This is a genomic window from Telluribacter humicola (genome assembly GCF_017355935.1).
Classification (GTDB): domain Bacteria; phylum Bacteroidota; class Bacteroidia; order Cytophagales; family Spirosomataceae; genus Telluribacter; species Telluribacter humicola.
In genome coordinates, this window is the sequence record NZ_JAFIQT010000002.1 from 945167 (window position 1) to 968245 (window position 23079).

Annotated in this window: 21 protein-coding genes; 10 read left to right on the forward strand and 11 right to left on the reverse strand. The window is 48.5% G+C overall.

Annotation, left to right across the window (positions count from 1 at the left end; translation table 11 throughout):
• Positions 1 to 54: 54 nt before the first annotated feature.
• The 4 genes from miaA to JUB14_RS15150 form a co-directional block, all read right to left on the reverse strand.
• Positions 55 to 987, reverse strand: coding sequence for a tRNA (adenosine(37)-N6)-dimethylallyltransferase MiaA (gene miaA, locus JUB14_RS15135; protein WP_207507131.1), 933 nt, complete (start codon positions 985 to 987; stop codon positions 55 to 57).
• Positions 988 to 1038: 51 nt separating this feature from the next.
• Entirely contained in the window at positions 1039 to 1950 is a 912-nt protein-coding gene (locus tag JUB14_RS15140; RefSeq protein ID WP_207507132.1) for a hypothetical protein, read from the reverse strand.
• A gap of 139 nt (positions 1951 to 2089) precedes the next feature.
• Complete coding sequence (locus JUB14_RS15145; RefSeq protein WP_229367853.1) at positions 2090 to 2701, reverse strand: hypothetical protein; 612 nt, start codon at positions 2699 to 2701, stop codon at positions 2090 to 2092.
• Positions 2702 to 3026: 325 nt separating this feature from the next.
• Entirely contained in the window at positions 3027 to 3626 is a 600-nt protein-coding gene (locus JUB14_RS15150) for an outer membrane beta-barrel protein (RefSeq protein ID WP_207507133.1), read from the reverse strand.
• A gap of 329 nt (positions 3627 to 3955) precedes the next feature.
• Here JUB14_RS15150 and mgrA point away from each other — a divergent pair, with 329 nt between their 5' ends.
• A complete protein-coding gene (mgrA, locus tag JUB14_RS15155; RefSeq protein WP_207507134.1) occupies positions 3956 to 4945 on the forward strand; it encodes an L-glyceraldehyde 3-phosphate reductase in 990 nt (329 codons plus the stop codon).
• 116 nt (positions 4946 to 5061) lie between these two features.
• Positions 5062 to 5889, forward strand: a complete 828-nt coding sequence (locus tag JUB14_RS15160) for an alpha/beta hydrolase (RefSeq protein ID WP_207507135.1) — start codon at positions 5062 to 5064, stop codon at positions 5887 to 5889.
• Positions 5890 to 6165: 276 nt separating this feature from the next.
• On the opposite strand, the gene JUB14_RS15165 is transcribed toward JUB14_RS15160, so the two are convergent.
• Both JUB14_RS15165 and JUB14_RS15170 read right to left on the reverse strand, forming a co-directional pair.
• Entirely contained in the window at positions 6166 to 7197 is a 1032-nt protein-coding gene (locus JUB14_RS15165; RefSeq protein ID WP_207507136.1) for a spore photoproduct lyase family protein, read from the reverse strand.
• A 107-nt stretch (positions 7198 to 7304) separates the two neighbouring features.
• Positions 7305 to 8048: a Mut7-C RNAse domain-containing protein gene (locus tag JUB14_RS15170; protein WP_207507137.1), complete on the reverse strand. Its 744-nt coding sequence runs from the start codon at positions 8046 to 8048 to the stop codon at positions 7305 to 7307.
• Positions 8049 to 8344: 296 nt separating this feature from the next.
• On the opposite strand from JUB14_RS15170, the gene JUB14_RS15175 reads away from it, so the two are divergent.
• Complete coding sequence (locus JUB14_RS15175) at positions 8345 to 10276, forward strand: M13 family metallopeptidase (protein ID WP_229367900.1); 1932 nt, start codon at positions 8345 to 8347, stop codon at positions 10274 to 10276.
• 88 nt (positions 10277 to 10364) lie between these two features.
• Here JUB14_RS15175 and yjjX read toward each other — a convergent pair whose 3' ends face one another.
• The gene (gene yjjX, locus JUB14_RS15180) at positions 10365 to 10922 is read right to left on the reverse strand and encodes an inosine/xanthosine triphosphatase (RefSeq protein ID WP_207507138.1); all 558 of its coding nucleotides are present in this window, start codon (positions 10920 to 10922) and stop codon (positions 10365 to 10367) included.
• 161 nt (positions 10923 to 11083) lie between these two features.
• On the opposite strand from yjjX, the gene JUB14_RS15185 reads away from it, so the two are divergent.
• Positions 11084 to 11869 (forward strand): sialate O-acetylesterase, encoded by a 786-nt coding sequence (locus JUB14_RS15185; RefSeq protein WP_207507139.1) that lies wholly within the window; start codon positions 11084 to 11086, stop codon positions 11867 to 11869.
• A 979-nt stretch (positions 11870 to 12848) separates the two neighbouring features.
• Here JUB14_RS15185 and JUB14_RS15190 read toward each other — a convergent pair.
• Positions 12849 to 13634, reverse strand: coding sequence for a hypothetical protein (locus tag JUB14_RS15190; RefSeq protein ID WP_207507140.1), 786 nt, complete (start codon positions 13632 to 13634; stop codon positions 12849 to 12851).
• 227 nt (positions 13635 to 13861) lie between these two features.
• On the opposite strand from JUB14_RS15190, the gene JUB14_RS15195 reads away from it, so the two are divergent.
• The 3 genes from JUB14_RS15195 (at position 13862) to JUB14_RS15205 (ending at position 16558) form a co-directional block, all read left to right on the forward strand.
• Positions 13862 to 14821: a bestrophin family protein gene (locus JUB14_RS15195; protein ID WP_207507141.1), complete on the forward strand. Its 960-nt coding sequence runs from the start codon at positions 13862 to 13864 to the stop codon at positions 14819 to 14821.
• A gap of 95 nt (positions 14822 to 14916) precedes the next feature.
• Positions 14917 to 15939, forward strand: a complete 1023-nt coding sequence (locus JUB14_RS15200; protein ID WP_207507142.1) for an alcohol dehydrogenase catalytic domain-containing protein — start codon at positions 14917 to 14919, stop codon at positions 15937 to 15939.
• Between the two features lie 247 nt (positions 15940 to 16186).
• Entirely contained in the window at positions 16187 to 16558 is a 372-nt protein-coding gene (locus tag JUB14_RS15205; RefSeq protein WP_207507143.1) for a hypothetical protein, read from the forward strand.
• Positions 16559 to 16749: 191 nt separating this feature from the next.
• On the opposite strand, the gene JUB14_RS15210 is transcribed toward JUB14_RS15205, so the two are convergent.
• Together JUB14_RS15210 and mnmE are read right to left on the reverse strand one after the other, a co-directional pair.
• Positions 16750 to 17136, reverse strand: coding sequence for a T9SS type A sorting domain-containing protein (locus tag JUB14_RS15210; RefSeq protein WP_207507144.1), 387 nt, complete (start codon positions 17134 to 17136; stop codon positions 16750 to 16752).
• A 250-nt stretch (positions 17137 to 17386) separates the two neighbouring features.
• On the reverse strand, positions 17387 to 18736 hold the full coding sequence (gene mnmE, locus JUB14_RS15215; RefSeq protein ID WP_207507145.1) for a tRNA uridine-5-carboxymethylaminomethyl(34) synthesis GTPase MnmE: 1350 nt from the start codon (positions 18734 to 18736) through the stop codon (positions 17387 to 17389).
• 72 nt (positions 18737 to 18808) lie between these two features.
• Here mnmE and JUB14_RS15220 point away from each other — a divergent pair, with 72 nt between their 5' ends.
• Positions 18809 to 19327, forward strand: a complete 519-nt coding sequence (locus tag JUB14_RS15220) for a histidine phosphatase family protein (RefSeq protein WP_207507146.1) — start codon at positions 18809 to 18811, stop codon at positions 19325 to 19327.
• 4 nt (positions 19328 to 19331) lie between these two features.
• Here the strand turns inward: JUB14_RS15220 and JUB14_RS15225 are convergent, their stop codons facing one another.
• Positions 19332 to 20369: an oxygenase MpaB family protein gene (locus tag JUB14_RS15225; RefSeq protein ID WP_207507147.1), complete on the reverse strand. Its 1038-nt coding sequence runs from the start codon at positions 20367 to 20369 to the stop codon at positions 19332 to 19334.
• A gap of 166 nt (positions 20370 to 20535) precedes the next feature.
• Between JUB14_RS15225 and JUB14_RS15230 the strand changes: the two genes are divergently transcribed.
• Together JUB14_RS15230 and JUB14_RS15235 are read left to right on the forward strand one after the other, a co-directional pair.
• Positions 20536 to 21117 carry a 7-carboxy-7-deazaguanine synthase QueE gene (locus JUB14_RS15230; RefSeq protein ID WP_207507209.1) on the forward strand — a complete coding sequence of 194 codons (582 nt, stop codon included), beginning with the start codon at positions 20536 to 20538 and terminating at the stop codon, positions 21115 to 21117.
• Entirely contained in the window at positions 21117 to 23018 is a 1902-nt protein-coding gene (locus tag JUB14_RS15235) for an OmpA family protein (RefSeq protein WP_207507148.1), read from the forward strand. Before JUB14_RS15230 ends, JUB14_RS15235 begins: the two co-directional genes overlap by 1 nt.
• Positions 23019 to 23079: the final 61 nt, after the last annotated feature.

Here is a 23079-nt window from a genome sequence, read left to right on the forward strand (position 1 = left end):
GCTAAAATAAGTAAGGGTACAGGTAGCTGTCAACCTTTTTCATTAATACTGGGGTTAGCGGCTCCGCACTTCCTGCCATCGGAATACTATTTCTTCTACCTGTACGGAGGTATCAGCCTCCCAGGGAAGCCAATGGATTGGAATACCATCGCGCTCCATTTTCCGGAAAAAAGTCATCTGACGTTTGGCAAATCGATGAATTTCCGTCTCCAGGCGCTGTACCATGTGCTCGTAGGGAAGCTGACCTGTTAGATACTCGGTCAGGTACTTGTACTCCAGGCCGTAGTAGATAAGTTGCTCCGCTATTAGTCCCTGCTGCAACAGGCCTTCTACCTCTTCGATCAGCCCCTGCTCCAAGCGATGCCGCAGCCGTATACTGATTCGATCCCGGCGTACATCTACGGGCGGATTAAGTCCAAAAGCCAGGTACTCGACCTGTGCAGATGCGGCAGGAGGCGTATGTTCCGGATAGACCCGGAGGTAGGTACTTATCTCGATAGCCCGGATGAGGCGCTTACGGGTAGAGGTATCGGCCAGGGCGGAGTAGGAAGAGGAGGTACTTTGAAAGCGCTCGCTGAGTTCTTCGTCCGTAAGCTCATTTAACTCCAAGCGAAGCTGCTCATCAATGGGTATACTCGTGTACTGGTGACCGCGCAGGATAGCGTCGAGGTACAGACCGGTACCTCCGCAGACAATGACTGGATTTCCACGTTGTTGAATCTCATTGAGCATCTTCCCAAAATCTTCCTGAAACCGGTGTACATTGTACTTCTCACCCGCTTCTACGATATCGATCAGGTGGTAAGGTACTGTACCCTGTGAAGTTGTGTATTCGGCCAAATCCTTGCCCGTACCAATGTCCATCCCCCGGTATACCTGCCGCGAGTCGGCACTGATTATTTCACCCCCCAATCGCTGGGCCACCTGTACCGCCAGATGCGTTTTGCCGGAAGCCGTAGGGCCAAGTATGACGATGAAAGGTAGCAATAGAGCAGAAAAATGATTAGGGCTGCAAGATATGGAAAATGTGGTAGTGGACTATTCACGCACCAGCTTTATGTACTTACGACTGCCCGAGTTGTATACTTTCACATAGCCCTTGTCAGCGTCTGTGCCGGATTGAGTGCTTTCAGGGAGCCTATGGGGATAATGACGAATCATGGATTGTGTATCCAGCCAGAACTCCAGGGGAGGGATATCACCGGCTGCTTCAAAGCCCAGTCGTTGGTAGCTGCCTCCTTCCGACCAGTCCAGATCGGCGTAGGTCATGATATCGTCGGGCTGGTGCTCCCTGATGAAGGCCTTTATTAGTTTATCTAATCCACCTACTACGGTAGTATTAAGCAGATTGGCAAAACGTATTAATTCAACTGAACGATACGATTGTCCCGCCCTTATGATGGTACGGGGATGGCTGAACGTTGCCACCGCGACCAGTAGCTCATCGGGTTGGTATTCCATCTGTTCCAGGTACTGGGGGGACAGGACCCGGTAGTAGCGCCGGGGCAGGAACAAGCCGTACTTGTACTTCGAGATCGTGAATGACTGCGTGTGATTTTCTGACAGAAAAGCTTCGGTAATAGGCCGATCTATCCGCCGTACCTGGGTTAGCCGGGCGGAGATTCGTTCTGATAAACCTAGTAGTGCCAGTATTCGTGATTCTACCACCGGTCGCCTTGTAAGCCACACATCTTCCCACAGGTGAATAAAGACTAAACCCTGATTGCGAAATTCCTGACTTATAGTAGTTAACTGTGTGGGCGGAAAATCAGAAGAAACTCGTTGCCAGGTTAACAAATCCACCAGATGAAGTACCACTTCCACTCTGCCTTCCTTCTTTATCCTGATGAACTGGAAGGGGCTCTGCGGGTGGGTGAACCCTTCCACCGTGACGGGCCATGACCTCAGCCACTGGAGGATCTGTTCAGGAAAAAGTGCGGCTTGCTTCAAGCGATAGACTAGTGAGGTACTTTGTTAAGGCTTTGCTATGGGCCAAGCCGGGGTAAAGATAGTACCAAAAGATAAAGCACAGCGAGGGGCTGTGCTTTATACCGGAATACCTGCTATAAAATAGCGCACCGTTCAATGTTTATTTCTTCTTGCCCAGTCCAAATACCAGGCCAAGATTCACACCATAAAACTTAGAGGTAGATTCAAAATCTACGTTGTCAGCTGTGCCGACCTGCGCACTGTTGTTCTTGTTTCCGAAAACAATGTGGTAAATCCCTTCAAGCTGAATGCCCACATTGCCGGTCGAGAAAATAATCCCGGCACGTGGAGCCGCTCCCAAGTGACTCCGACGGGTGGTTTCGGCAATACGGTTTCCGTTGAAGCGGGTATCGTACTTACTAAAATACATCCCGGCGTCGCCTCCAAGGTAAGGGCGGATTACACCATCGTAAAGAAATAGATCAAGTGTGGCCGTTACGGGAATAAGGGTACCGGTGTGACTCAGAGTTTGACCGCCTACATTATAGTCCTTGCCATCCGTGAATGTTTTAGCGGCAAGTCCGATTGCAAACTGTTCCGATGGAAAAACCCGTAGGTTGATCCCCCCTCCGTAGATGTTGTTAGCATCCTCAAGATTAGATTTGGCAATTCCGCCCTGCAGACCCAATGAGAACTGAGCTGAGGCGCTTCCTGCTGATAAGAGCAGGCACGTTAGGGCGGCTCCGGCCCAGCGCTTCATGTTTTTTTTCATACTAAATAATTATTTATGGGTTGGGTAATACACACATAAAAGCAAAAAGATGGTGCCAGTTAAAGTGCTGTGTTAAAGCACTTTAATAAACGTGATTTAACGTAATAGTACATAAAGTTGATTCTTAAGAACTTACCTTTAGGCTATTGAAGTGGTAGAATGAGTTACTTGGATGAGAATCAGTAACATGGGGATTAGGACCTAGAGAAAAAAATTCCCCGACTCTTCACAAAGTCGGGGAATTTAGAGACTGAACTTCTTCCCAAAGTTCAATTTTATTATATGGTTTGTAGCAATATCAGCTATTGCTCATCAAATAAGTCTATTAACGGCCCAGTTCAAAAACAAGTCCGACATTGGCACCCCAGAAATTGTTGACATGGTCAATGTTAACTCCGGCATCCGATACACGCAGGCTGTTGTTCTGGTTGCCAAAAATGGCATGGTAGGCAAACTCCGCATTCAGACCTACCCGTCCAAAGTCAAACAGTATACCGCCACGAGGAGCTAATCCAAAGTTAGAAGCACTCGTTTTGATCAGCTGATTCTCGTTTTGATTGACCCGGAAGTTCTGGAAGTATACACCCGCGTCGGCTCCCAGATAAGGTCTTACAAACCCATCGGTCAGCAGGAAGTCGGCAGTAAGTGTTACCGGAGTGATGTTGTTGACAAACCTGGTGGGCCCACCTGAGAAGTCATAGTTAAGTCTTTCGGAATAAATACGCCCCGCAACACCAAGGGCCACATTGTCATTCACGAAGTACTTAAAGTTAATACCACCGCCTGGATAGCTTTTCGCATTATCAGCGGTTGATTTGAATACACCACCCTGAACACCTACTGCTAACTGTGCGTTAGCATTTCCGATCGAGAGGAACAGCCCTACCAGAGCCACTCCAGCCCACTTCATAAACTTATTTTTCATGGTTTAACTAAAATAGTTGGTTATGATGTTTTGTATATAAAAAATAGTGCCTGATAGGGAGTTAGTATAATGATAGGTATATAATGGGTTGATAATCAGTGGAACATATAGTTGTGGTTTGACTTTAATGAGCGGTTACAAACTATGACTATACTAAGTTGGCAGAGGAAAAAGCTCCTCAAGTACGTAAGAATACCTGTGGTTTTTGTGGGAAGTACCTGGGCCAAATTTTTAATTTTTCTACCTGAGTAATGGAAGGCTATACCTTACTTTGTACAGGAGGAAAACACGTCAAAACTCTCTTTGCATCCAACTGCGTCTTCTGATCTATGACTTATCAGCCTGATCCCGAACGGTATCAACAGATGGAGTACCGTCGCTGTGGCAGAAGCGGTCTCAAACTACCGGCCGTGTCGCTGGGGCTGTGGCATAACTTCGGCGGGGTGGATCAATTTGAGAACTACCGGGCTATCCTGCGACTGGCGTTTGACCGGGGTATTACCCACTTCGACCTGGCCAATAATTATGGACCACCTCCGGGCTCGGCCGAGGAAAACTTCGGGCACCTGTTAAAGAAAGATTTTGCACCCTATCGTCACGAGCTCATTATCTCCACCAAAGCCGGCTACCACATGTGGCCGGGGCCTTACGGAGACTGGGGCTCCAAGAAGTACCTGATGTCTAGCCTGGACCAGAGCCTGAAGCGAATGGGGCTGGAGTACGTGGATATCTTCTACCACCACCGTCCTGATGCTGATACACCACTGGAAGAAACCATGGCGGCGCTGGACCTGATCGTGCGTCAGGGAAAAGCCCTCTACGTGGGGATCTCCAACTACAAACCTTTGGAAGCCGCTAAGGCCGTCTCGATCCTTAAAGAGCTCGGGACGCCCTGCCTAATTCACCAGCCCAGGTACTCCCTGTTTGAGCGGTGGGTGGAAGACGGACTGCTGGACCTACTGGAAAAAGAGGGCGTAGGCTGTATCCCATTTTCACCGCTGGCTCAGGGCATGCTGACCAGCAAGTACCTGGAAGGTATCCCGGCTGACTCTCGGGCGGCCAAAGAGACCGGCTACCTGCGCAGGGATCAGGTAACGGAGGAGAAAGTCCGGAAAGTAAAGCAGCTTAATAGCCTGGCGCAGGAGCGTGGACAAACGCTGGCACAGATGGCCCTGTCGTGGGTACTCAAAGACCCTCGTATTACCTCCGTATTGATAGGAGCAAGCCGTACCGAACAGCTGCAAGACTCTTTACAGTGTTTGGAAAACCTCCATTTTGAACCGGAGGAGCTGGAATTGATAGAAATGGTCCTGCGGTAACCGTCGGTTTTGAACTGCTTGTACCAGTGAAAGAATAAAGAATATATAATATAAAATATCAGTTATTCTGTACTCAAACTAACACCTAACTACTACTACCTATTAACTCAATGACAATGTCCCGTTTACAAACCTTTGTTACTTCCCTTTTTCTTTTAATACTAATCAATTCTGTACAGGCGGCAAAGATTGATACCGTCGAGACGTACAGCTCCTCCATGAACAAGACCATCAAAGCGGTGGTAATGACTCCCTCCAACTACGCTTCGTCGGGCAAGGAGTTTCCGGTCTTGTACCTGCTGCATGGCTACAGCGGCAACTACGCCGACTGGGTCAAGAAGGCTCCGTCCATTCTGGAAGCCGCCGATCAGTACCAGATGATCATCGTTTGTCCGGATGGCAACTACAATAGCTGGTACTGGGATAGTCCCGCTGACTCTAAGTCTAAATATGAAACTTATGTAGCCAATGAGTTGGTAAAGTGGGTGGACAGCAAGTACAAAACCGTTAAAGACCGATCGGGTCGGGGTATTACCGGACTCAGTATGGGCGGACATGGAGCCTTGTACCTGGCCATGCGCCACCAGGATGTATTCGGGGCGGCCGGTAGTATGAGCGGAGGAGTGGACATCAGACCCTTCCCCAAGAACTGGGATATGGCCTCCAAACTAGGTACATACGCGGAGCAACCTGAGCGTTGGGAGCAGAACACGGTCATTAACATGCTGCACCTGATAACCGCTAATTCGCTGGCGTTGATCATCGATTGCGGTACCGAGGACTTCTTTTATAGGGTAAATGAAAACCTGCACCAGAAAATGCTCGAACGTAACCTGCCCCATGACTACTTCACCCGCCCCGGTGCACACAACTGGGCCTACTGGAACAATGCCGTCATCTACCAGCTGGTATTCATGCAGCGGTACTTCAATAAGGTAAAGTAGGGGGTGTAAGAAGGAGAGGATTAGAGGAGGAAGGGCGGCCGCCGCGCGAAGGAAAGTACTTTCGATTGTCGAATGCAGAATGTCGATTTGTAGGCTATCGCGCAGAACCCTTTCTGCGCGATAGCCTTTTATTTATTTTCTCACTTTCTTCTATGACTGAATGTTGCGGATGAAAGGTAGAGTAGCAGGAAGGGCGGTTGATACGCAATGGAAAGTTTTGTTTAATATCTAACTACTTTTCTCCTTTCTAACCTTTCCTGCTTTCCTCCTTTGATACTAAAATATATACCTGATCTCGCACCAGGGGATTACTTCCTGCTGGAGTGCCCGAAATTCTTCTATCCACAGAGCCTTCAACTGATGTTTGTACCGGACATTGACTCCACCAAACTGACTTACCTTCGTCTCCTGTACCTGCGGCGCCCAGATCAGTTGCTCAGCCTTGGGGTTTATAGAAAGATTCGTCTCGTGCTGGGCCTGGTTATGTGTCACAAATATCACTTCGCAACTCATCTGCTCCTTGACCTTCGGGTGTACCGTCTCGTTCAACTGCTCAAACAGCTCACGGTAATCCTGTAGCCAGCCCTGATACACGATAACGGGAGAGAAGTTGACGTGTACCTCGTACCCCGCCTCGTAAAAGTCATTGATCGCCGCCAGCCGTTTCTCCATGCTATCGGTCCGTACGTCTACTAGTTTGCTCACCTTATGCGGGAGCAGGCTAAACCGGATGCGGGTCTTACGCTGCGGATCGTAAGTAAGTAGCTCCGGATTCACAAACTTTGTGGCGAAGGTGGCGAACGCCTTTGGGTGCTGCCGGTAAAAGCGTATGGCCGTCTCGACCGAGTCACCCAGCGTAGCGTCTACCGATATATCCGAGTTACAGCCAATGTCGTAGGTGTAGTACTGGTTGTGCGTTTGAGTAGGTACCTTAGACCAGGGCTGTTGCTGTACGTGACGATCCACCGCCGCCAGGATCTCCTCGGTATTAGTAAATAGCGTAATTGGGTTGACGTTTTTGTTACGGTCTACGTAGCAGTAGGCACAGGCACCCAGGCAGCCGTTGGCGAGGCTGGGCGCGATGAAGTCAGAGCTGCGTCCGCTCTCGCGGATGGTCATCGTTTTCAGTCGACCCAGTACCAGTACATTGGATTTGATCTGATAATGATTCCCCTCTAGCTGAGGTAGGCGGTTGTGCTGTTTGATCTCCTGCTGTATAACATCCTCATGGTTGAGGAGTATATCATTGCCGCGCTCGTTAAGGGCGTCAGGGGTGTATAAGATGGTCGATGGATTGAAGGTGTGCATATACTATTAACACCTCCTGAGAGTGTATAGTTCTTTGTTTTGTTACGGGTAAATAATTGATAGCTAGTATGTTATATATAAATTTCAATAGTCTGGACTTGCTGTTCTCACTCCTCTATTTTGTTTACAAATGCCACCATCCGTTCATAATGAGAGCCCTTCCAGTAGACCCTCTGGCAGGTCTGGCACTGAAAGAATTCCTCAAAATGGAGCCTTGTTTTAGGTGGTAGCTTTTTTAACACTGTTTCTTTGGGTACTTCCCGAAGTAATCCATTACAAGCCAGGCACCGGCAGAAGGGCTTAAAGTAGGGTTTTAGGTCAAAGTACCGGATCACTTCCAGGAGTTGTTCATCTGCCTGTTGTGATCGTAACCAGTACCCCCACCTGACCGACCGGTGCTTGAGCAGCCCTATATCACGGGTCAGTATGATGCGCTCCTGCTCCTGAGCGATCTGGGCAATAGCGGCGTCGGTGTAGTCATTCTCGTAGAGGGTATCAAGCCCGAGCATCCGTAGTAGCTTGACCAGTCGACCCAGGTGTACATCCAGTACGAAAGCAGGCGGAGTAGGGATGGCCGTACGTAGTGAGTACCCTGATGGCCAGGTAGTGGTGTGGTGTAATGGATACACCTCTATTTCGGCATCCGGCTGTAAAGGATCGAGTAGTTGTGCGGGAGTACCATTGACCAGTATAACATCCACCTCTGGATGAGGTACCCCGATGGCTTCTATGGCATCTTTTATCGCGGGCTTTTCGTGGTAGGTATAGGCTATCCAGCCGTTTTTCTTTGACGCACTGAGGAAGTCATTCAGGCTACCAAAAAACTGGAATTGCGCTTTCTTATCATCCATGCCTATTGCTATCAGATGCTCCTGTACCAGGTAGTTCCTGGTCTAATAATAAGTGAAACAACAATTTGACTAAATCTTCTTAACTTCGGAACTTGAAATAATTTAATTCGGGTTATTTCTACTGAATCAAAACATTTAGTTAACGATTTATGCCTACACAAAATCAAACAAAGAGCAGGTCTGAGTGGAATTCTCCGTTCCGACTTATGCTATTGGGTGCGGCTACTGTAGTCTCCCTTGAGGCGGCAGCCCAGCAGGAAGCTAATCCCAAGACCCCCTTCATCGACAAAGCCAATATGGACCTTACCGTTAAGCCGGGTGATGACTTCTACCAGTACGCCAATGGCGTCTGGCTCAAAAACAATCCTATTCCTGCTAAGGAGACCCGCTGGGGAAGCTTTAACGTACTGCGCGACTTTAACATCAACGCCGTTAAAACGATCCTGAATGAATCAGCCGAAAACAAGAACGCGGCACCTGGTTCTTTAGAAAAGCGCGTAGGTGATTTTTATGCTTCGGGTATGGACAGTGCTACCATCGAGAAGCTGGGTTATACACCAATTAAAGCAGATCTGAAAAGAGCAGGTTCTGTCAAAGATCTGAAAGCGGTACTCAACGAAGTAGCCTTACTTAAGACATCGGGTACTGCCTCTCCTATGTTCGGTTTTTATGTGGGACAGGATCGTAAGAATGTCGAGAACATGATCCCCCAGCTAAGTCAGGGCGGAACCACGCTTCCCGACCGCGATTACTACCTGAAAGACGACGCGCGCAGCAAAAAGATCCAGGAAGCATATAAAACGTACATTACAAAGCTCTTTACTCTGACAGGGGTACCTCAAGCTACCGCTGAGAAGAATGCCGAGACGATCTTCAGCCTGGAGAAAAAACTGGCTGAAGCTCAGATGAGCCGGGTAGAGATGCGTGATCCTTATAAGACGTACAACAAATTTGCCGTTGCCGAACTTAGCAAGACGACTCCAAACATCGACTGGAAGCCGTTGATGGCTAAGATGAAGGTGACAGGTCAGGATACTATCCTGGTCAGTAACCCTAAGTTCTTCACCGAACTCAACAGCCTGCTTACCAGCACCCCTATTGCTGACTGGCAGACCTACCTGCAGTGGAACGTCCTCAAATCAGCCGCTCCTTACCTGAGCTCTGCTTTTGTGGATGCTAACTTTGCCTTTACGCAAACCCTATCCGGACAGAAGGTACAGACTCCCCGCTGGCAGCGCATGTCCTCACTCACTGACAACGCTATCGGTGAGCTATTGGGACAACTGTACGTGAAGAAGTACTTCAAGCCTGAGGCCAAGGCTCGTATGAACGAGATGATCAGCAACCTGGTAAAGGCGTACGAGATACGTATTAAGGGCCTGGAATGGATGAGCGACGAGACCAAGGAAAAAGCACTGGCTAAACTACATGCCTTCAAGCCTAAGGTGGGTTATCCTGATAAGTGGAAAGACTACAAAGGTTTGGCCATTAACCGTAACACCTTTTTTGAGAATGTACGTAACTCGGGCAAGTGGTCGTACGACGATATGGTAAGCCAGCTAGGCAAGCCTGTGGATCGTACGAAGTGGGGCATGACACCTCCAACCGTGAATGCTTACTACAGCCCGGTAATGAACGAGATCGTGTTCCCCGCCGGTATCCTGCAGTTCCCTTTCTTTGACCCTAACGCCGACGACGCTGTAAACTACGGTGGTATCGGAGCGGTGATCGGTCACGAGATATCACACGGATTTGACGACTCAGGTAGTCAGTACGACAAGGATGGTACCCTCCGCAACTGGTGGACTCCTGAGGACTTGACCCGCTTCAAAGAAAGAGCCAACTCACTGGCCAGGCAGTTTGATGCCTATACCGTACTGGATACTATTCATGTAAATGGTAAACTGACACTCGGTGAAAACATCGGTGACCTGGGTGGTCTGAACGCTGCCTACGAAGCCTTCAAGATGACTAAGCAGGGACAGTCCAACGAACTAATCGATGGCTTTACGCCTGACCAGCGTTTCTTCCTGGCCTGGGCACAGGTATGGCGTATGAATATCCGCCCTGAAACTGCGGCTCAGCTCATCATCACCGATCCTCACTCACCTGGTGAGTACCGTACCATCGGTGCTCCTGTGAATATGGATGCTTGGTACAAGGCCTTTGATGTAAAGCCTGGAGATAAACTATATATCAAGCCGGAAGATCGTATCCGTATCTGGTAATAGACAATACCATATATTGACGCAGGGCGCCTATGTACAGGCGCCCTGCGTGCTTAAGGTGATCTAGATCTGATAAATGGAGGCTAGACTAGTGTACCTGTGCTACGGAGTAGAGCTCCTGGTTCTTAAATGAAACCAGTGATAGCAGCACAGCCTGCTCATAAAGCTGCTTGCGGTCTACCACATTATCCGTCAGCAGACCAATGGCTCCTCCTTTATGCTTGGAGTTGGTATGCCCAAATACTTGGTCATCGGCTTCGCCCAGTTCAACGCCCTGCTTCACCAGAGCCGCCACGGCCGGAGGCAGAAAAAATAGACCGGATCGGGCTTTACCGACCATTGTCTGTGAGCGTACTACGATCCAGGCAAAAGCTGCCAGTTCGTCACCCCTGGTTTCTACGCCTCCCTCAATACCAATCCAGTAGTCGGCGTCAGGGTAGGCTTGATAAGCATTCAGTACCCGATTTTGAGCTCCTAGTAAAGTTTCTTCGTCACTCATAGGCTGATCAGCTACACCGGAGGGAACCGATACAGGTACTGCCTCCAACTCTACATCCGGAAACATTCTCTGGAAACCTGACAGTGCCGCATCCACCTTTACCGGATTTTGGGAGGCAACTACAACCGTACGTATTTCTTTATTCATCTTACGATAGAGTCAATTTCACTACTAGAATAGTAAAGCGCAAATGTAAAAAAGAATTCTGCTACTAGTAGTAGTGACCTAATACCCATAGTTTTGGGCGGCAGCTGCCTTTATAGGTGTAGTGATCATAATTTGTCGAATCTAAATCATCCATAATACCCATGAGAAAGTACCTGCAGTTACTGATTAGTTGTGTTTTGATAAGTCAATATGTAGGAGGAGTGGCGCTGGCCCAAAAGCCCCGTAACCTGGACCTGTACCTCCTGGTCGGGCAGTCCAATATGGCGGGTAGGGGAGCCGTAGAAACGGAGGACCGGACGCCGCATGCCCGCGTGTGGATGCTGAACAAAAAGGAAGAATGGGTACCGGCTACCGAACCGATGCACTTTGATAAGCCTAATGTAGTGGGAGTGGGGCCGGGCTTTGCTTTTGGGAAGAGGATAGCCGAAGCCTATCCCAACCGTAACATTGGGCTGATACCTTGTGCGGTGGGTGGATCATCCATTGATGCTTGGGTAAAAGGAGGCTTTCACGATCAGACCAGTTCGTACCCCTACGATGAAGTTCTGGTCCGGGCAAAGGCTGCTCTGAAAAACGGACGCCTGAAAGGCATCATCTGGCACCAGGGAGAGGCAGACAGTAGTCCCGAAAAAGCCGAAGCCTACGCGGCCAAGCTGGTTGATCTGATCAAGCGACTTCGGCAGGAGCTTAATGCCCCCAATGTACCGGTAGTAGTAGGTACACTGGCCGATTTTTTTGTACAGAAATCACCCTCCGCGGCCGTTGTCAATCAGGCCCTGGAAGCACTACCACAGAAGGTAAGTAACACCGCCAGTATTAGCTCCGCCGGACTGACACATAAGGGCGACGATACCCATTTTGATTCGCCATCGGCCCGAGAGTTAGGTCGTCGCTATGCAGAAGCCATGTTGAAGTTGATGAAGTAAGTAGTTAGAACAAGTAGAGAAGTATATGCTATTACTTAAATATAAGTATCTTTATAACGATTTTATTGCGTTATGTGATGCTGATTAAATATTGCATAATTCAACTAGTTGAACCTTCGGAGGGGTAGAGGGAAAAATTTTTAGGGGATGTGAATTGGAATGGTACTTAGAGGATGGGATGACTAAATAAAATTTTGTAGCTATTACAACCATACGAGGAGTTGTTGGGTCAGTAGTTTATAGGCATTTATCCGCTGCATTTTCTAAGTATATAGGGGCCAAAAGCAACAGGAGGGAGGTTGTTCTGACCCAACGGGTAGTAAAAAAGAGCCAATAATTGGTTCAGTAGCGGGTATGACTTAGTTGATAAAATTCATAATTTGTTAACCTTGAATTAACAAACTTTAACTTAAAATATTCATATAGCCGATTTGTTCCGATGCCTGCACAAGATAGGAGGAGCAAATCAGTTACAACTTCTATTGGTCAGACAATCAGTGGTTAACTCTATTCTGCCCCTAAAGCATAGAGATAAAGGGGTTAATGTGCACCTTTCTAAAGAACAATTTTATAAAGGATTTTGCGGAAATTAGTAAATAGAAATTTAATAGGAAACATAAGAGGAGGTATTGCAAGTATTGACTGTCTTTCATATACTTACATAAAAATAACCCTCCCTTACTATGACTATTTTCTACAAGATGTTTACAAATGGAAGACGTCTTCCAATGCTTCAGTGCTTCTTATTAGCTTTGGTTGTTTTTCTGGGATTGCAGATCCTACGCATGTTTGGCGGGATGCAGGATAACGGACGCCAAAAACTCCTCTCGGAGATGCATGCTACTTACGCTAAAAATTAATTGATCTTTATAGCTGGTTCTGATCTTTTGCATGGCCACCTTACGGCACATGCCTGATCCTTAGTGACCATTTTATATGAGCCTGGCGATGTATGGCTTGGGAACTATTATATACTTACTTATATGGGGCTGAAATCAATCTTTTCCCCATTCTGAGTGTATGCCTGCACTAGTCCTACTCCTTCTTTGAGGTAGATACCTTTGATGTAGCTGATAGGGTGTTGTGCATTAAGCTCCTGCTCTTCCTCTGAAAGAAATTTTTCAGAAGTGAGGTATACATGGTATAAGGTATCGTGGACCTTGCCATTCAGCGTGACGTTCCGTACTACTTCCTGCTTTACATCCTGTGGCTTGTTGATAAGGCGCTCCGGATGCAAAGAAAAAGCAAAGGTACGTTGGGCTTTGTAAGCGTCGTAATGCAGCATGCCCCGCGTTATCGTTTTTGGAAACTCCGTGATGTAGGCGATGGTGTAGTGGACTACATCATCCAGGTCTCCATTTTTATAATCTTTCAGGTACCGTTCCGGGTTGTAATTCTTCGTCTGAAGGATACTGATTGTAAATGGCAGCGCACTAGCGCCCGAATAAGCACCTATCATCCGGTTTTCGGCCCGGTAGTACTCCACACAAGAACTGACAGCTCCTTTTCCGTGTAGTTTGATCTTGCCAGTTCCGCCTATGGGTACTGTTTCCAAATAAGTATCCTGATTGACGGTGTAGCCCATACTCCCTACTTTCCCTTTCCACTGCACCCAGGTATTCTCACCGCTGGTAGCAGGTACAAAGGCATCAAGCTGACTATTGAGTTTGATTTCCCCCAGGTACACATCTTCACAGGTACAGGACGAAAAGCATAAAACGAGTGACAACAGAATAGAGGGCAACAGTAAACTACGACGGGTCATTTTGCTTCTAAGAGGATAACACTATTTTGAATCTGATACTGCAATAATAGCTCCAAAGCTATTTAGGGCCTTTTACATGTGCCAGGTAATAGTGGCAAAAGGATTCATTCGTGGTATAGACGGATGAAAAGACTAGATAAAATCAGGAACATGTAACTTGTGTGGAAGCTGACTTGAACAATACCTGGAAGAGCTGGTTTAGAAGCAGTATTGTTCACTAATTGAGTATGATTGTAAGTAGAAATCTGAAATGGAGCGTGATACTCCATTATACCTGGAAAAGCCTGACCTATTATATAATCCTTGCTGTACTGGTTTATTTACTCCACGATTATTTCGAAGTATGGCGATTACATCTTTCATTTACAGCCATCACGGCACTAAGTACAGCACTGGCTATCTTCCTTGGATTCAAAACCAGCAATGCCTACGACAGGTGGTGGGAAGCGCGACAAATATGGGGGCTTCTGGTCAACTACAGCCGGGCCTGGGCACGTGAAGTGATCATTATGATCATTCCCGAGAATCTTCAGCAGGCTCACGAAGCCAGAGAGCTACAGTACCGCATGGTCAAACGTCATATAGCCTTTGTACACGCTTTGCGGGTATTCCTCCGTAAGAAACATACTTATAATAAGCAGTGGCAGGAGGAGATTTACGAAGAGCCTAATGAATACTCAGATACCATAGCTTTTCTTACACCGGAGGAATATGAGATATTCTCGCATAAGAATAATCCCCCTAACTACCTGCTCGAACAACAAGGCAAAGACATGAGAATGGCGTATGAGCAGGGCTGGTTGTCAGACTTTCGGTTTGTCAGGCTGGAGCAGACGCTCATAGAGTTTAACAACATACAGGGGCGCTGCGAGCGGATCAAGAACACTCCGTTTCTTCGGCAGTATAGCTTTTTCTCCCGGGTTTTTGTATTTATACATGCCTCACTTTTACCTTTTGTATTTGTAGAGGAGCTTCGCTGGGCCAGTATACCCCTGTCGGTTATTATCTCATTCGTCTTTCTGTGCCTGGACCTTATCGGAGAGCGCTCTGAAGATCCTTTCGAAAACCGAATTGAAGATGTGCCATTAACTGCCCTAAGCCTGACCATAGAGACTAACCTGAAAGAGCAATGGGGAGAGGCAAACTTTCCAATAAAAAGAAAGGCCCCAGACGGTATTGTACTTTAAGGAAAGCCACTCTGATCCGTTCACCGGCTGGAGTAGTTAGCTGGTTCGATGTACTTTATCATGTGATGGTATATTGACAGGTAACTAAATAAACTATGTTAGAACGACAGGTTTACCGAATGCCCAAAGCCGGATCGATCCAGAACTTGAAGCTGGTCCGGGAAGAGCTTGGGCCGCCCGCTGTCGATGAAGTGTGTGTGCAGGTGGAGGCCATCGGCCTTAACTTCGCCGACATCTTTGCCATGCAAGGGCTCTATAGTGCTACTCCCCAAGGCTCTTTCATCCCGGGTTTGGAGTTTGCCGGAGTGATCACTGCCGTTGGGGCCCATGTACAGGAGTGGAAGGTAGGTGACAGAGTCATGGGAGCTACAAAGTTCGGCGGCTACGTTTCGCACATCAATAGTCACCATCGCTACGTCATAGGCCTGCCGGAAGGGTGGAGCTTCGAAGAAGGGGCCGGGTTTCTGGTTCAGGGGCTTACTGCCTACTATGCCCTTACCGAACTTGGTAATCTTAAGAAAGGCATGACCGTGCTGATCCATAGCGCGGCCGGTGGAGTAGGTATACTGGCTAATCGGATCTGCAAAAAGTACGATGCCTATACCATAGGTACCGTAGGTCAGGCGGGGAAAGTAGATTTTCTGCGTCAGGAAGAAGCCTACGATGATGTCATTCTTAGAGATGATGATTTTTATGAAAAGCTGGTGAGTGCTCTGAACGACCGCCCTCTGAACCTGATCATGGAATGCATCGGTGGAAAAGTACTAATGCAGGGCTGGAAAGCCATGGCTCCCATGGGGCGAATGGTCGTCTATGGTAATGCCAGCTTTACCACGCATGGCTCCAGGCCAAATTACCCCAGGCTCTACTGGCGGTTCCTACGGCGTCCCCAGATTGATCCCCTGCGCCTGCCCACCCAAAACAAATCTCTCATGGGGTTCAACCTCATCTACCTCTACGAACAAACAGATCTGATGCACGAGTTGCTGAATGGTCTGCAGGCTCTGCAACTACGTCCACAGTACGTAGGGCATGTCTTTAGTTTTAACCAGATGTACGAAGCAATCCACCTGTTCCAACAGGGGAAAACCGTAGGTAAGGTAGTGGTAAAAATCTAAGACAATCGCCTGAACTTAATCTCTTACTTTGTGAAGTTAACTATCTAATGTTAAAAGTTAATAAAAAAACTTCTCTTGCAATCCCTGTTTTAAAATTTTTGGCACGATTCGTGTTAGGTTTGCAGTATAGTACTAGCGCGGGCTGAAAGAATGGTGAAAGTTTGCTAATACTCTGGTAGTTGTCCTTTTGATAATCTGTAAACATGAGCGGGTTTGTCCAATGAATAGTCAACCTTCCTATGCTACCATGACTGATAACCTTACTGCTGATCAGAAAGACCAGGTCCTTAGCTATTGTATAGACATAGCGGATGAAAATCGCCAGGTGGAACTGTACCTTGATGATCTGCAGGATATAGTACCGGTAGATGAGCACTACCTGTTCAAAGCCTTGAATGAATTCAGAGCCTTAGGACTCATAGCTGAAAGAATCCAGATCCTTGGACTTGGAGCAAGAACTTCTCCCATCGCTTTTACCCTAAGTGAACTGGCCTTGCAATTTGATAAGGAAGGCGGATTTAATAAATCTTCTCAGCAGGGTACAGGTTTAGAGCAGAAAAGGGTGGAGCATCAGAATAATTCTAAGGTAGGTGCCTTTTTGTTGGGGCTGATTGCTTAGGTACTCTTGATGGTGTAGCCTTTGGCAAAAGTTTTCTAATTAGACGATCGAATCAAATTGTAAAGTCATTATAGATATAAATACCTCCTCTTAATGTGAAATGTATAGTACCTATTAATTAAGGTAGTATACAGACAGGAAGGCCCCGCCAAGTATGCGTTGGTAGGGCCTTCCTGTTTGTATTGATATGATTACTGAACTGTTACAACCCGAGTCGGCGCTACCACGGGAGTGGAGGTTGACAGGCTGAGCGTACGGCTCTGTGTAGTGGTTCCGTCAGTGATCAGCAGTTTATAAGTACCATCCTGCAACTGATTTAATTCAAAGCGTGCGCGGTAGTTGATCTTCTTTTTGCCTACAATCTCTTCGGCCAGGATATCTCCCTTTTCGTTTACCAATTTGATCTGCACCTTGCTGCCTTCCTGCTTCTCTACGGCTACGTGTAGTTGCTTGGTCATGGTAGAAGTATACACTGATGAGTCAAAGATTGGGCTCTTTTCCGGACCTACTGTGGTGGCATTAGCGATAGTAGCGGTCAGGGTAAGCAGAGCGAATACAGAAGTCATCATCTTTTTCATGGCTATTAAGTTGTAAGAGTGGCTAAGTGTTTGTTTGGTGCCTTTCGGCTTGTTTGATGATTCAAAGGTATAGCCGTTATCATCCTCATGAAATATAAGACTTGCTCAATTGGTTAAAAGAGTGGATGAAATCTACATTTCTGATGATGAAGGTTTACTTTACTTCTATGGATCGAAGGCTACAATTCATCGTATAGATAATAAAAAAGCCTCCTTGGAGGCTTTTTTATTATCTGATTGTATAGAAGTTTTACTTACCAATACAAAACTTCGAAAAGATATTCGCCAGCAGGTCGTCATTAACGATCGTTCCGGTGATTTCGCCGAGGTGGTGGAGGGCCAGGCGGATGTCCTGAGCCAGGAAGTCACCGGTGATGCCCATATCCAATCCATTTAGTACATCCTCTAGGGCGTTCTGGGTTTTGACCAGGTGCTCGTAGTGTCGCAGGTTCGTGACGACGGTATCAGATGCCGCCTGCTTTTGTACCTGAGCAACGAGGGTATCTTTTAGTTCTTCGAGTCCTAGGTGGGATTGGGCAGAGATAGGGAGAGCATCATCCATGAGTCGGAGCTCTGACACATCTACCTTATTCTGCACCCATAGTACCCTTTTATCTACGGGCAGGCTCTCGGCCAGTACTTGTATATCGGCAAAGGTCTCGGGACTATCGAATAGTAGTAGTACGATGTCTGCCTTCTCCATAGCCTTACGTGAACGCTCAATACCCATTGACTCTACCAGGTCCTGCGTTTCGCGGATACCAGCGGTGTCAATAAAGCGGAATTTAAGACCATTAAGTACCATGGTATCTTCTATGACGTCACGGGTAGTTCCGGCTATGCTGGTCACTATGGCCTTCTCTTCGTTGAGCAGGGCGTTGAGCAGGGTGGATTTCCCCACATTGGGCGAACCAATAATGGCTACCGGTACTCCGTCTTTGATAGCGTTACCGTAGTCAAAAGATTCAATGAGCGGAGCTATAGTCTTTTGTAGGGATTGGATCAGGTTGCGAAGGTCATCGCGCTGGGCAAACTCTACGTCCTCTTCGCCAAAATCCAGTTCCAGCTCGACTAGCGAAGCAAAGTGAATGAGTTCTTCGCGTAGTGACGCCAGCTTTTTCGAGAAGCCACCACGTAGTTGATTCAGAGCGGTACGGTGGCTGGCCTCAGAGTCGGCGGCTATAAGATCGGCCACAGCTTCAGCCTGTACCAGGTCAAACTGACCATTTAGGAAAGCCCGTTGGGTAAACTCACCCGGACGAGCTACGCGGGCGCCCTGCTTGACGAGGAGCTTAATGATCTGCCGGATGATATAGTCAGAGCCGTGGCAGGAGATCTCGATGGCATCTTCGCGGGTAAAGGAGCGGGGCGTCCGGAATACCGTGACCAGTACATCATCGACTAGTGTACTTCCATCGCGGATTGTACCAAAGTGTACCGTGTGGCTTTCGGCCTGAGTGAGGTCTTTCCCTTTAAAAATAGTATTAACTATATCAATCGCTCCCTGCCCGGATACCCGGATGACAGCAATGGCTCCCACACCGGAGGGGGTGGCCAGGGCGCAGATGGCTTCCTGTTGAAATACGGTTGGCTGATTCATGGTGCAAAGATGCTACTCTGCTAGGTTTTTGTTAGTACTATTGTAGTTATCTACCATACAAAGCTAGTTTATATGAAATTCATTCCCCTTCGCTTCACCTTATTTGTCACGGTACTGCTACTACTGGCTGGTTGTTCGACCACCCGGATCTACCTGATCAGACATGCCGAAAAAGGACAGACACCTCCCAACGATCCTCCACTCTCTGCTCAGGGACAACAGCGGGCCCAGGCGCTGGCCGATTCGCTCAGTAACAAAGATATTGTTGCTATTTATTCCACCAATACCCTGCGTACCCGCTCTACGGCTGAGCCCCTGGCTAAGAAGTTGGATATTCCGATTCGCCCCTACAGCCCTGATACACTCTGGGAAACAGCCCGACACCTAATGAAGATCAAGGACGGTAACGCGCTTGTAATCGGGCATAGCAACACGATACTGCCCCTGCTGGATCAGTTTCCGGTTATGCACACCGAGAAAGAAATCCCAGAAAGTGCCTATGGAAATCTGTATATAGTAAATGTAAAGCGACGTTTCCTGCTACCCAACAGCATTACTCTAACAAAAACCAGGGTAGGGGCTACTAATTAACAGCTTAGCGCCAGTACTTCTCCATAACGGCTGAATTGGGTCGTTGCAGGGTGAGGAGCTGCGGGAAGATGGGGATCTGGAATACCATCTTGAGAAAACGGTCTTCCCACTCCACCTTGGGTACTTCCAGCAGGTCGGCGATTTCATCTCCCAGGAAGAATCGCATCTGAGCCGCCGGTAGATTACTCAGTGAAGGCTGGGGAGTCTGTTGTTCCATGGTTTGCAGCAGGGCCCGGGTCAGTCCTGTTCCCGCTTCGGAGGGGCGGAACTGCCTGCGAGCGATAGCCCGGTCCAGATGGTAGGCTTCCAGCAGATTATCGGGTAAGGCTTCTTTTTGGACTCCCAGCATTTGTCCTACTGTATTCCAGAAGTACAGGTACGCTTCCTCATCGGCTTCCGAGATAGATAGGTTGAGCTTGCGCAGCCCCCGGATTATGATGTAGGAGAAAGATAGATTGGTGCCTACCATGTCCTCCTGACATATAGGGTATCCCCAGTCTTCATTCCAGCGCCCACTCTGCAGGGTATACCACCTTACAGCCGCATGTAACAATCTGATCTTGGCGATGCGGATGAAGTTACGGCCGTAGGTCCAGTCCTTTTCTTGCATAACGCCAAACACAAAAGCTCCCGTCTCTTCCAGACGCTGGTATGTCATGGACTTGATCCGTTCCGATATCCAGAGTACCTGGGCTCCGTTGGCCCCGGCGTAACAGTAGGGCAGCGAGTAGGTACCCAGCAGGAGGGAGATCAGGCGGTAATGTTGCCAGAAAAAAGCGATACCTTTGTTAAACTTTTGTAAGTCAGTAGCATTAGGTAGGGCCATTTGCTGGCTGATAAATTCCTTAACGGCGACAGATTGCTCCTCAAGACCCAGTAGTTCGTAGTTGGTCAGGTACTTCATGAGGCTCCCTACGGCTTGGTGCCCTCCCTGTTCGGCTATCTGCTGAATAGCTCTATCCGCAGCAGGATCACCCATCTGGCGGAGCGGATCGAGGAAAAGGTCCGGGAAAGATCGGCTGGTTTTGATAACTTTGGGCATTCTTAAGGCAAGGTTATATACCTATGAAACCAGCCGTTGAAAAATTTAGTTTTATACCGATAGTAACCATAGAACATATCACTCCTCAGTGAGCCATTTTCGCATGAATACCGCAGAGAACTTTGAACCGTTGATCATCGAAATCCAAACCACTCAGCTCCCGGTCATGGAGGCTTTTTATACCTTACAGGGCGAAGGCTCCCACAGTGGTAAGGCTGCCTACTTTATCCGTTTGGGCGGGTGTGATGTAGGCTGTCACTGGTGCGATGTGAAAGAATCGTGGGATGCGGACGTTCATCCAAAATATTCAGTAGAAAGTATAGTCGAAGGGGCGCTACGTTACCCCGGCCGACTGGCAGTCATAACCGGTGGCGAGCCCCTGATGTACAACCTCGACGAACTTACCGGACAACTACAGAAGGCAGGTTTCAAGACCAATATCGAGACTTCTGGAGCCCACCCTGTAAGCGGGAGTTGGGACTGGGTGTGTTTTTCGCCCAAGAAGTTCAAAGCTCCCCACGAGAGTATTTATGCGGCGGCCAACGAGCTCAAAGTAATCATCTATAACACCAGTGATTTTGCATTTGCCGAAGAGCACGCCTCCCGGGTATCGGAGGATTGCGTACTGCTGTTACAGCCCGAGTGGAGCCGTACGGAGCGGGTACTTCCGCATATAATTGAGTACATCAAATGCAATCCGAGGTGGCAAATGTCGTTACAGACCCACAAGTACATGAATATTCCCTGATGCGATACCTTATACGATTTGCCTTTCTGTTGTGTTTGTTAGGGGCCGTACCCCTGCAGGCACAGGACATCGTGCTATCCAGGCGCGCCCGTGATGTCTATGAAAATGCCAAAAAGGCATGGCAGGAACGTAAACTGGATCAGGCACTTGTCTTTTACCAAAAACTCGTCGAGCTGGAGCCTTCCATCCCGGAGGCGCATATCCGACTGGGACAGCTTTACGATTGGCAGCGCAATGCCAGCCAGACACGTTACCACTATCAGCGGGTAGTAACACTGTTGCCGGGTTCCACCGAATCGGTACCGGCCTACCAGTGGCTGGGTAGAGATGCCTTCCAGCGCGCCAGCTACGACTCATCGCTATTGTATTACGAAAAGCTTCTACCGCTCTACCCGGAGCGATCCAATCCGGCCCAGATAACCCGGCGAATGATCGCTTCGGCCCGGTTTGCGCAGGAAGCCATTAAAAACCCACTACCTATTCGCAAGCGCTCGCTGGGAGATACAGTCAATTTCCTGGGGCTGCAGTTTTTTCCGGTATTGACGGCTGACAAAGAAACTCTAATCTTCACCGGACTTACGCCCGAGCGCGATGAGAACATGTACATCAGCAAGCGCCAGGGTACCGGATGGACGGAGCCACAGGAGCTGTCCAAAAATATCAACTCCCGCAACAACGAAGGTACCTGCTCCATATCGGCCGACGGCCGTACCCTCGTCTTTACCGCCTGTAACCGGACAGATGGCTACGGAGGATGTGATCTGTACATAGCTGTAAAGGAGGGTGATGAGTGGCGTTCGCCCAAAAATCTGGGCGCGACCGTAAATAGCCGCCACTGGGAGTCACAACCCTCGCTCTCGGCCGATGGCCGTACGCTCTACTTCGCTACGGATCGGCCGGATGGAGTAGGGAAGTCGGATATTTGGAAGACCGACCGGACCGCTGATGGGGAATGGTCAAAGCCTCAGAACCTGGGACCATCTATCAATACCCCCGAAGATGATAACGCTCCTTTTATTCATGCCAATGGCCGCACCCTATTCTATGCTTCCAGTGGATTGATAGGGATGGGAGGGCTGGATATATACCTGTCGCAGCGTACCGATACACTCTGGTCCGAGCCGGTCAATATCGGCTACCCCATTAATACTGTTGCCGATCAGGTAGGATTATATATCACTTCTGACGGCAAAGAGGCCTTCTATACCGACGACCGTACTGAAAACGGCCGCCGCCGTTCGCACCTGTATACTTTCCGGGTGCCGGATACCCTACTTACAAAGTTCAAGCCTACCCGCTACGCCAAGGGTAAAGTATTCGATAAGCAGACCCAAAAGCCCCTGGCGGCTACCATCCGTCTCTACGACCTCCGTACCCAGCGGCAGATCTCAGAGTTTTCGTCCCAGGCGGCAACGGGCGAGTACCTGGCTGTACTGAACCAGGACAGCGACTATTCCTTTTACGTAGAGAAGGATGGGTACCTGTTTAAAAGCCTCTCCTTTACACTGACAGATTCGCTTACGGCCCTACAACTCGACATCCCCCTCGAGCCTATATTAAAGGATAGGGTAGAGGTACTCAGCAATATCTTCTTCGCCACCGGGGCGCATACCCTGGATGATAAGTCGAAGGTAGAGCTCGACAAGCTGGCCGAGTTTCTGTCCAGGAATCACAAACTCCGCATTGAAATAGCCGGCCATACCGACGACGTGGGTTCCGATAAGGATAACCTCGATCTTTCACGCCAGCGTGCGCAGTCGGTAGTAAGCTATCTGACCGGAGCCGGCATCAAGGCCGATCGTCTTACTGCTATCGGCTACGGTGAAACCCGCCCCAAAGTACCTAATATAAGTGAGGAAAACCGCCAGCAGAACCGGCGTATCGAATGGCGCGTACTGTGATCTCTTTGCGTTTTTAGGCGAAATGTTGCACTTTTGTAAATGACTTCGTGTTCCTCTATCA

What these genes read in the sequence shown, in the direction of transcription:
- mgrA (WP_207507134.1), top strand. Translation starts at nt 3,956, where the DNA reads ATGACTTATCAGCCTGATCCCGAACGGTATCAACAGATGGAGTACCGT.
- JUB14_RS15185 (WP_207507139.1), top strand. Translation starts at nt 11,084, where the DNA reads ATGAGAAAGTACCTGCAGTTACTGATTAGTTGTGTTTTGATAAGTCAA.
- mnmE (WP_207507145.1), bottom strand. Translation starts at nt 18,736, where the DNA reads ATGAATCAGCCAACCGTATTTCAACAGGAAGCCATCTGCGCCCTGGCC.
- JUB14_RS15210 (WP_207507144.1), bottom strand. Translation starts at nt 17,136, where the DNA reads ATGAAAAAGATGATGACTTCTGTATTCGCTCTGCTTACCCTGACCGCT.
- JUB14_RS15220 (WP_207507146.1), top strand. Translation starts at nt 18,809, where the DNA reads ATGAAATTCATTCCCCTTCGCTTCACCTTATTTGTCACGGTACTGCTA.
- JUB14_RS15150 (WP_207507133.1), bottom strand. Translation starts at nt 3,626, where the DNA reads ATGAAAAATAAGTTTATGAAGTGGGCTGGAGTGGCTCTGGTAGGGCTG.
- JUB14_RS15190 (WP_207507140.1), bottom strand. Translation starts at nt 13,634, where the DNA reads ATGACCCGTCGTAGTTTACTGTTGCCCTCTATTCTGTTGTCACTCGTT.
- JUB14_RS15225 (WP_207507147.1), bottom strand. Translation starts at nt 20,369, where the DNA reads ATGCCCAAAGTTATCAAAACCAGCCGATCTTTCCCGGACCTTTTCCTC.
- JUB14_RS15145 (WP_229367853.1), bottom strand. Translation starts at nt 2,701, where the DNA reads ATGAAAAAAAACATGAAGCGCTGGGCCGGAGCCGCCCTAACGTGCCTG.
- JUB14_RS15235 (WP_207507148.1), top strand. Translation starts at nt 21,117, where the DNA reads ATGCGATACCTTATACGATTTGCCTTTCTGTTGTGTTTGTTAGGGGCC.
- JUB14_RS15205 (WP_207507143.1), top strand. Translation starts at nt 16,187, where the DNA reads ATGACTGATAACCTTACTGCTGATCAGAAAGACCAGGTCCTTAGCTAT.
- JUB14_RS15195 (WP_207507141.1), top strand. Translation starts at nt 13,862, where the DNA reads ATGATTGTAAGTAGAAATCTGAAATGGAGCGTGATACTCCATTATACC.
- JUB14_RS15170 (WP_207507137.1), bottom strand. Translation starts at nt 8,048, where the DNA reads ATGGATGATAAGAAAGCGCAATTCCAGTTTTTTGGTAGCCTGAATGAC.
- JUB14_RS15160 (WP_207507135.1), top strand. Translation starts at nt 5,062, where the DNA reads ATGTCCCGTTTACAAACCTTTGTTACTTCCCTTTTTCTTTTAATACTA.
- JUB14_RS15230 (WP_207507209.1), top strand. Translation starts at nt 20,536, where the DNA reads ATGGAGGCTTTTTATACCTTACAGGGCGAAGGCTCCCACAGTGGTAAG.
- JUB14_RS15200 (WP_207507142.1), top strand. Translation starts at nt 14,917, where the DNA reads ATGTTAGAACGACAGGTTTACCGAATGCCCAAAGCCGGATCGATCCAG.
- JUB14_RS15175 (WP_229367900.1), top strand. Translation starts at nt 8,345, where the DNA reads ATGGACCTTACCGTTAAGCCGGGTGATGACTTCTACCAGTACGCCAAT.
- yjjX (WP_207507138.1), bottom strand. Translation starts at nt 10,922, where the DNA reads ATGAATAAAGAAATACGTACGGTTGTAGTTGCCTCCCAAAATCCGGTA.
- JUB14_RS15165 (WP_207507136.1), bottom strand. Translation starts at nt 7,197, where the DNA reads ATGCACACCTTCAATCCATCGACCATCTTATACACCCCTGACGCCCTT.